Origin of the sequence: Sphingomonas hominis, assembly GCF_013328205.1 — a bacterium.
In the GTDB taxonomy this organism is placed as follows: Bacteria; Pseudomonadota; Alphaproteobacteria; order Sphingomonadales; family Sphingomonadaceae; genus Sphingomonas; species Sphingomonas hominis.
This window is the reverse complement of record NZ_JABULH010000015.1, coordinates 20732-28440: the sequence shown is the minus strand read 5'-3', so window position 1 is coordinate 28440 and position 7709 is coordinate 20732. Positions and strand designations below refer to the sequence as shown.

Sequence of the window (7709 nt, the reverse complement as noted above, 5' to 3'; positions counted from 1 at the left end):
CGCCCTACAGCCCCGACTTCAACCCCATCGAGCAGGCCTTCTCCAAGCTGAAGGCGCATCTGCGCAAAGCTGCCGAGCGCACCATCCATGGCCTCTGGGACGCCATCGGTCGCATCCTCGACCTCTACTCGCCTGCCGAGTGCGCCAACTTCTTCGCCAACTGCGGCTACGATGCAGACTGATCGAAAACCGCTCTAACCCAGTTACTTCGTGATCTGTCGTCGAGAGACGCTGCCACCTTGTCATGACAGCGCGTTCGCGACCTGCGTCGCGAAGAGGTCCCAGCGGTTGTTGTAGTACGGCTGCGCGAGATCGCCCGCACCCTGCCAGAAGAGATAGCCCTGACCGTCGAGCGCGAAGAGGAAAGGCGTCGCGACGTGAAGCGTGTCCGTGGTCGCTGCTCCCGCACCGCGCTCGGCTACCAGCAGCTTCTTGATCGTGTACGGACCCTTCAGCTGTTCCGCCGCGGCGAGGAAGTTGCGATACGGAGTCTTGTCGGCCGGGCTGCCACCCATCTCGAAGACCATATAGTAGCGCCCGCCACGACGAAGCACCTGGTGCGACTCGGTCTGTAGACCGCGGCGAGGCCGGCTCAGTATGTCGCCATCGCCGCTCTTCACCCAGGCCTTGCCGTCCGTGGAGATCGCATAGCGGTAGCCCGGCAGGACATCGCTCGCGGTGCGGTACGAGTAAACCATCGTCCAGCGACCATCATCGTAGATGACGAAAGGATCGCCGACATCGGTGCCGTCGATGCGGTCCTGTGCGGCAGGCGAGAGGATCGGGTTGGAGGCAAGCCGGGTGAAGATCACACCATCCGGTGAGGTGGCAAGGCCGATCTTGGTCAGATCGAGCTGCGAGGCATAGTAGAGGTAGAAGACGCCGGCACGATAGACGACCGAGCCCAGCCGCACGCCGCCTGGCTTACCATCCCATTGCCCCGCCGCTGCCTTTTGCAGCGCAATGCGATCGAACGTCCAAGGGTTGGGCAGGCTCTTGTTGATCGTCCAGGCGACGAAATCGGCCTTGCTCGCGCGCCACAACCCAATCGACGCAGTACCGGAGCCGACCGGCGCCATCTGCCCGGTCGTGTACATCATCAGCTTCGTAGCATCGAATGGGTCGACCATCGGGCGCGGATCGAAGATGTTCGCTTCGTACCACGACCCCGACGGCCCGCGCGGGATCATCGCAGGTCCGCGGTTGACCAGCTGTGCCGGCACCGGCGTCCGGCCGGTGACCGGCGCGGTGTAGCGATACGGGTGGGCCGCGGCGAGCCGTTGCTGGACGCCCCACTTGGCGGCGAGATAGCCGATGATGCGCTTGTGCATGTCGTCTGCGGGCGCGAGATCGTACGGCACGACGATGACCTCGCCGAGCAAGCCGGCGAGTGGCGCGTCTGCGATCGGGCTGTCGCCGATATAGATGGGTGCGCCGACCGCGTCGTTCGCGCCCACCGGGCCGATCGAGGCAGCGTTACCGTCCGCACTGATCTTGCCGATGCCTGCCGCAGCGCTGCCCGAGTAGACGTGGAACCCACCACCCGACACACCGGTCATCAGGCGCAGCGCCGTGCCGGCGAACATGATCGGCCCGCCGCCCTGACCTTCGCGACAATGGCGGCGGTTTGGACGAAGGCGAACGTCGCGGTACCCGCCGTTGACGCGGCAGAACCGAGCAACCCGGCACTCGCGACCGCCTCAATGCCAGTAGCAGCCAAGGCAACACCTCCGACGATCATCGCAGCGGTTGCAACAGCGCGGCTCATCGGCCTACCTCTCCGCCACCTGGAGATGGCTCACATGACGGCGCTATTTGCGATCACGCTTGCGGCTTCGGGCTTGCTGACCGGCTTAGCGCGCAAGGTCGTGCAGGCTGAGTACGACAGCAGCGCCACGGTGGGCGACGTCGAGTGGTGCCTCATCGACGTGGGCAATTTCGGGCCGCCTCTGGTCTATCGGTAACCCGACCGACCCGATGACGTGACATTGATCTGGCTTAAGTGGGGCGAGTTCGCCGGGGCTGGACAAGGTCGTGTTGACCTTCACCGCCGGGCGCGATCGCCGTGAAGGAGGGGGCGCTCACCGGTCGATCGTCGCCATCGAGGGATAACGCTCGCCGCTCGCCGCACCGGGGGGGAGCACCTCGTCGATCCGCTCGAGATCGACGTCACTCAACGTGACGCCTAGCGCACCCAGATTGTCGTCGAGGTACTTGCGCCGCTTGGTCCCCGGGATCGGCACAATATCCTGACCTTGCGCCAGCACCCAGGCGAGCGCGAGCTGCGCGGGCGTGCAGCCCTTGCCTTGCGCCATCTCCTCGATCGCGCGCACCAGGTCGAGGTTGCGCTGGAACGCCTTACCCTGGAAACGCGGCGAGTGGCGGCGGTAATCGTCCTCGGGCAGGTCGTCGGGTGATTTGAATTGACCCGTCAGGAATCCGCGGCCGAGTGGGCTGTAGGGGACGAAGCCAATGCCGAGCTCGCGGCACACCGGCAGGATCTCAGCCTCGGGATCGCGCGTCCACAGCGAATATTCGGTCTGCAGCGCGGTGATCGGGTGGACGGCATGCGCGCGGCGGATCGTGGCGGGCGCGGCTTCCGACAGGCCGAGATACTTGACCTTGCCTGCCTGTACGAGCTCGGCCATCGCACCGACCGTTTCCTCGATCGGCACCTCGGGATCGACGCGGTGCTGGTAATAAAGGTCGATGAAGTCGAGCCCGGTGCGCTTCAGGCTCGCGTCGCAGGCTTGGCGGACGTAGTCGGGGCGGCCGTTGATCCCCTGAAAGCTGCCGTCGGACCCCCGCACGTTGCCGAACTTGGTCGCGACCACCACCCATTCGCGGCGGTTCCGCACCACGCGCCCGACCAACTCCTCGTTCGCGCCGACGCCGTACATGTCGGCGGTGTCGAGAAAGGTCACACCCCGGTCGAGCGCGTGGTTGATCGTCGCCACCGACTCTGCCTCGTCGCGCCCGGCGTAGAAGTCGGACATCCCCATGCACCCGAGCCCGAGTGCTGAGACTTCGAGACCCTGGCTGCCCAGTTTGCGTGTCTGCATCGTCGTGATCCTTCGTTAAAGCATATCGAGTGGGCGAGGGGCAGCGCGCGGGAAGGCGCGGTCGAGCGCGGCGAGGTCGTCGGTGCTCAGCACGAGCTCGGCCGCGGCCGCATTTTCCGCGACGTGCGCGCGCGTGCCCGCCTTGGGAATTGCGATCACCCCCTCACGAGCCAACAGCCAGGCGAGCGCGACCTGTGCCGGCGTCGCCCCGCGCGCCTCCGCCACCTCGCGCAAGGCAGCGTGGCCGAGCAGCCGGCCCTGCTCGACCGGGCTGTACGCCATGACTGGCATGTGTCGCGCGACCAGCCAGGGGATCAGGTCGTGCTCGGGCGCGCGGCGCGAAAGATTGTAGAGGATCTGGTCGGTCGCGCAGTCCGCACCGCCTGCCGCGACGAGCTCCTCCATGTCGCCGGTGTCGAGGTTGCTCACCCCCCAGCGCGCGATCAGCCCGCGTGCGACCAGTGCCTCCATCGCCTCGACCATTTCGGCCAAGTGCACGCTTCCGCGCCAATGGAGCAGGTAAAGGTCGACGTGCTCGGTGCCGAGCCGCTTGAGGCTCGCCTCACACGCGCGGGGCAGCGTGTTGTGTCCCGCATGGTGCGGATACGCCTTGGTGACGAGGAACACGCGGTCGCGTAATCCCGCAATCGCCTCGCCGACCAGCTCCTCGCTGCGCCCGTCGGCGTACATTTCGGCGGTATCGATCAGCGTCAGTCCGCGCTCGACACCCTCGCGCAGCGCGGCGATCTCCTCAGGCCTTGCGTCGGCGCGTTCGGCCGTGTTCCACGTTCCCTGGCCAAGTGCGGGGACGTGGGTGCCGTCGGGCAGGACAACCTGGCGCACGGGCGTGCTCAGGCCGCCTTATCCTCAGCCAAGCTCGCCGCATCGATGACGTAACGGAAGCGGACATCGCCCGATTTCACGTATTTGTACGCTTCGTTGATCTCCTGGATCGGGATCAGCTGGATGTCGGGCGCGATGCGGTGCTCGGCACAGAAGTCGAGCACCTCCTGCGTTTCCGCGATCGAGCCGATCAGCGAGCCCGCGATCGTCTTGCGCCCCATGATGACGTTCATGTGGTTCCACCTCGGCATCGGTGCGAGCGCGCCGACGGCGACGAACGCGCCGTCGTGGCGCAGCAGCGGAATGAAGGGATCGACCTCGTGCTCCTCGGGCACGGTCGAAATGATGAAGTCGAAGTGACCCTCGAGCGCCTCGTACGCCTTCGTGTCACCCTCGACGACGCTCTTCGCTCCGAGCCGGTGCGCTTCTGCCACCTTGTCCTTGTCGCGCGTGAACACGGTCACCTGTGCACCCATTGCGCGCGCGATCTTGACCGCCATATCGCCCAGCCCGCCGAAGCCGACGACGCCGACCTTGCTGCCCGCCTTCACACCCCAATGTTTCATCGGCGAATAGGTGGTGACGCCCGCGCACAGGATCGGCGCCGCGGCCTCGATCGGAAGCGCGGCCGAAATCTTGAGCACGAAATCCTCTCGTACCACGATCTGGTCGGAATAACCGCCGAAGGTGTTGTCGCGGCCGTACATGTTCTCGCCCGTCTTCGCCTGCTTGGCAGGTTTCATCGGGCCGTTGTAGGTCGCGAGCCAACTGTTCGGCCCCTCGCAATATTGCTCGTCACCCGCCAGGCACCGCGCGCATTCGTGGCAGCTGTCGATCATGCAGCCGACGCCGACCAGGTCGCCGATCGCGTGTTTCGTCACTAGCGAGCCCTTGTTGACGACGCGCCCAACCACCTCGTGCCCGGGCATGCACGGGTAGACGGTGTTGCCCCAGTCGTTCTCGCACTGGTGGATGTCGGAGTGGCAGACGCCGCAATAAAGCACCGCGATCTGCACCTCGTTGGGGAGCGGGTCCTGCCGTTCGAGCTGCATCGGCTTCAACTTGGCGTGTTTGCCCGATGCGGCGTAGCCGATGGCCTTGATCGTCATGGTGAGTGTCCTCGCACTGGTCAGTTGCGAGGCAGAACGAGCGGAACGCCGTCTCTATCCGTGTGCGCCTTCAGTTAGGTGCGCTGAGCACCAGCCGATACGCCGCCCGCCCGTCGACGCGCACCTCTAGTACCCCTGACCAGTCGCCGCTGCCGTGCTGTGTCAGGTCGAGCAGGGTCGCTGGCCGCTCCGGCTCCAACCGCGCCGCACCACCCTGCATCGCGCGGTTCCCGCTCGACCCGGCGGTCAGCGTATAGTCGAGGCGGACGGCGCGCGTGCTCTCACCGATCAGCACGACGTGGACGCCGTCGCCCGCGCGCGTGACGATCGCGCGGACCGGTTGCGCTGCGGGCGCCTGCGCGGCGGGGGGATCGGGGGGCAGCATCATGGCTTGGGCGCCTTGGGCAGCGGTGTCGTGACCGGCGCAGTGGAAGGATGCACGTCGGCATCGGTCACCGCGACGCCTGCCGCGGCCGCGATCCGTGCGGCGAGATAGCCCTGCGTCGCCGCATCGAGCACGGGCGGCGTATTCGGCGCCGGCCGCGCGTCGAGCGCGCCGAAGACGGTGACATAGGCGCGCTCGATTTCAACGGAGCTGGTTGGCGGAGGTGTCTTGGGCGAGGGGCGCGGCTGGCGCACCACGCGCGGCTCGGGCGGCAGCTGCGCCACTGCGGCATCATCGCTCGTCTGCGGCTGCTCGGTTTCGGTCAGTGCCGGAACAGGGAGCGCGGGTGCGATCTGCTCGACCTGCGGCAGTGCGCGCGCAGGTGGGATGGGGGCCTGACGCGAACCCTCTGCGATCACGCCATCCGCAGCAATCAATAAGGCGTTCGCAACCAGACAAGCGCGTAGAATACGCGACATGTCGACAGCTAGACGTGTTCGTGTCACTTGCCCGTCTGCACGACGACCGCCTTGGCGCCGCCATCCTGCACCATCTTGATCCCCAGATTGTTGCCGTTCTGCGTGATCGTGGCGCTGTTGTCGCTGTTGTGCTGTGCGAGGTCGATCGCGTTGCCCGACCCGTTCTGCGTCAGGCTGGCGTAATTGCGCGTCCCGCTCTGCAACAGGGCAATGACGTTGGCGTCGGCGCCGATCCCGCCACGCTGGGTGAGGAACGCCTGGTTGCCGACGCCTGCCATCTGCACGCCCGCGACCGCGACGCCCGATTGCGTCACCACCGCGTCGTTGCCGATCCCACGCATGTCGAGCGTCAGCTTGATCTGACCCGCCGGCCCCGCGGTCTGCTTCACCCGTGCGCGCTGGAACTTGCCGTCCTGGCGTATCTCCGCGCTCGCCGCGCCCGACTGCACCACTACGGCCGACTGGATCGCGCCAATTTGGTCGACGAAGGCATCGCTGTGGATGCCGTCCTGCGCTGCGGCGGGTGCCGCGATGAGGAGGCAGGTGACGGCGAGGAGCGCGCGAACGGTCATGGAAAACCCTTGAAAGTACCGGGCGACGCGAACGCCGCCCGGCTGGGAGGTATTTTATTGGCGAACGACCGCGAGCAGCCCCGCACCGTTCTGCGTCACCGACGAATTGTTGCCGTTGGTCGACTGCGTCACATAGGCCCAGTTGGTCTGGGTGCCGGTCTGCGCGATGAACGACGTGTTGTTGTTCCCCGACTGCATCAGCTCGGCGTATTGAACGCTGCCGTTCTGGTTGACGGTCGAGGTGTTGTTGTTGCCGCTCTGGGTCACATAAGCCTTCTGCTTCGACCCGCCCTGCGACAGCAGCGAACGGTTGCCGTTGCCGGTCTGCGTCACCTGCGCGAACTGCTCCGTCCCCGACTGGTAGCTCGACGAGCTGTTGTTGTTGCCGATCTGGTCGATCTGCGCGACGTTCATCGCGCCGGCCTGCTCGGCATAGCCGTTGTTGCCGTTGCCCGACTGGTTCAGCACCACCTTCTGCAACGAGCCGCCCTGAACAATCGTGCCGGTGTTGAAATTACCGGTCTGGTTGGCGAGCGCGTTGTTGCTGACGCCCGTCTGCGTGATCGTCGCTTCGTTGCCGTTGCTCGTGTCGCTCTGGCGGACGTTGGCGACCAGCGCGGTGCCGTTCTGGTCGACCGTGCTGAAGCCGTTGCGGCCGAGCTGCGACACGTCGGCGGTGTTGAGCGCACCCTGCTGCTTGACGCTTGAGGTGTTGTAGTAGCTCGTGTCGCCCGACTTCTCGCGGCCCTGAACGACGGTCGCGGTCTGGAGCGTGCCGCCCTGCTCGATCGTCGAGCGCTGGCCATCGTCGCGCTGTGTCACGCGTGCGATCGCCTGCGTGCCGGTCTGCGTGATCTTGGACGCGTTGGCGCGATCGACACCGGTTTCGCTGAACTGGTCGACGATCGCCTGGTTCTTGGTGCCGCTCTGCGTCACCTCGGACGTGTTGGCGCGCGTACCGGCGACGACCGGCTTCACGCCGTCGTCACGCTGCGTGATCGTCGCGGTGTTGTCGGTGCCCGACTGCGTCACGGTGGAGTCGCTGCCGAGGAGCGAGTCGACCTGCGTGACGAGCGCGGTGTTGCGCTGATCCTTCTGGTCGATCGCACTGGTGGAATTGTTGGCGAGCGCGGGCGTCGCGCTAAGCGCGATCATGGAAACGGCCGCGAGTATCGATTTGCGCATAAAGCCTCCTGCTGGGTCACGTCGTTGCGGCCGGCGGGTGCCGGCCGGTGATCGACCCGGTGGGGCAGTGGAGT

General features: G+C 66.2%; 9 protein-coding genes and 1 pseudogene. 2 read left to right on the top strand and 8 right to left on the bottom strand.

Annotation, left to right across the window (positions count from 1 at the left end; translation table 11 throughout):
- Window positions 1-182 (top strand): annotated as a pseudogene (locus HRV97_RS16620) (IS630 family transposase); the annotation flags it as partial.
- A 60-nt stretch (window positions 183-242) separates the two neighbouring features.
- On the opposite strand, the gene HRV97_RS16615 reads toward HRV97_RS16620, so the two are convergent.
- The gene (locus HRV97_RS16615) at window positions 243-1559 is read right to left on the bottom strand and encodes a glycoside hydrolase family protein (protein WP_174195246.1); all 1317 of its coding nucleotides are present in this window, start codon (window positions 1557-1559) and stop codon (window positions 243-245) included.
- On the opposite strand from HRV97_RS16615, the gene HRV97_RS16610 reads away from it, so the two are divergent.
- A complete protein-coding gene (locus HRV97_RS16610; RefSeq protein ID WP_174195245.1) occupies window positions 1530-1964 on the top strand; it encodes a hypothetical protein in 435 nt (144 codons plus the stop codon). The genes HRV97_RS16615 and HRV97_RS16610 overlap by 30 nt on opposite strands.
- Before the next feature lie 117 nt (window positions 1965-2081).
- Here the strand turns inward: HRV97_RS16610 and HRV97_RS16605 are convergent, their stop codons facing one another.
- From HRV97_RS16605 to HRV97_RS16575, 7 genes are all read right to left on the bottom strand, one after another.
- A complete protein-coding gene (locus HRV97_RS16605) occupies window positions 2082-3062 on the bottom strand; it encodes an aldo/keto reductase (protein WP_174195244.1) in 981 nt (326 codons plus the stop codon).
- 15 nt (window positions 3063-3077) lie between these two features.
- Entirely contained in the window at window positions 3078-3905 is an 828-nt protein-coding gene (locus HRV97_RS16600) for an aldo/keto reductase (protein ID WP_174195243.1), read from the bottom strand.
- Window positions 3906-3913: 8 nt separating this feature from the next.
- Window positions 3914-5014 (bottom strand): NAD(P)-dependent alcohol dehydrogenase, encoded by a 1101-nt coding sequence (locus HRV97_RS16595; RefSeq protein WP_174195242.1) that lies wholly within the window; start codon window positions 5012-5014, stop codon window positions 3914-3916.
- A gap of 70 nt (window positions 5015-5084) precedes the next feature.
- Window positions 5085-5402 (bottom strand): curli-like amyloid fiber formation chaperone CsgH, encoded by a 318-nt coding sequence (gene csgH / locus HRV97_RS16590; protein WP_174195241.1) that lies wholly within the window; start codon window positions 5400-5402, stop codon window positions 5085-5087.
- The gene (locus tag HRV97_RS16585; protein ID WP_174195240.1) at window positions 5399-5818 is read right to left on the bottom strand and encodes a hypothetical protein; all 420 of its coding nucleotides are present in this window, start codon (window positions 5816-5818) and stop codon (window positions 5399-5401) included. Before HRV97_RS16585 ends, csgH begins: the two co-directional genes overlap by 4 nt.
- 83 nt (window positions 5819-5901) lie before the next feature.
- A complete protein-coding gene (locus tag HRV97_RS16580) occupies window positions 5902-6450 on the bottom strand; it encodes a hypothetical protein (protein WP_174195239.1) in 549 nt (182 codons plus the stop codon).
- 54 nt (window positions 6451-6504) lie between these two features.
- Window positions 6505-7635 (bottom strand): hypothetical protein, encoded by a 1131-nt coding sequence (locus HRV97_RS16575; RefSeq protein WP_174195238.1) that lies wholly within the window; start codon window positions 7633-7635, stop codon window positions 6505-6507.
- Between the last annotated feature and the right edge of the window lie 74 nt (window positions 7636-7709).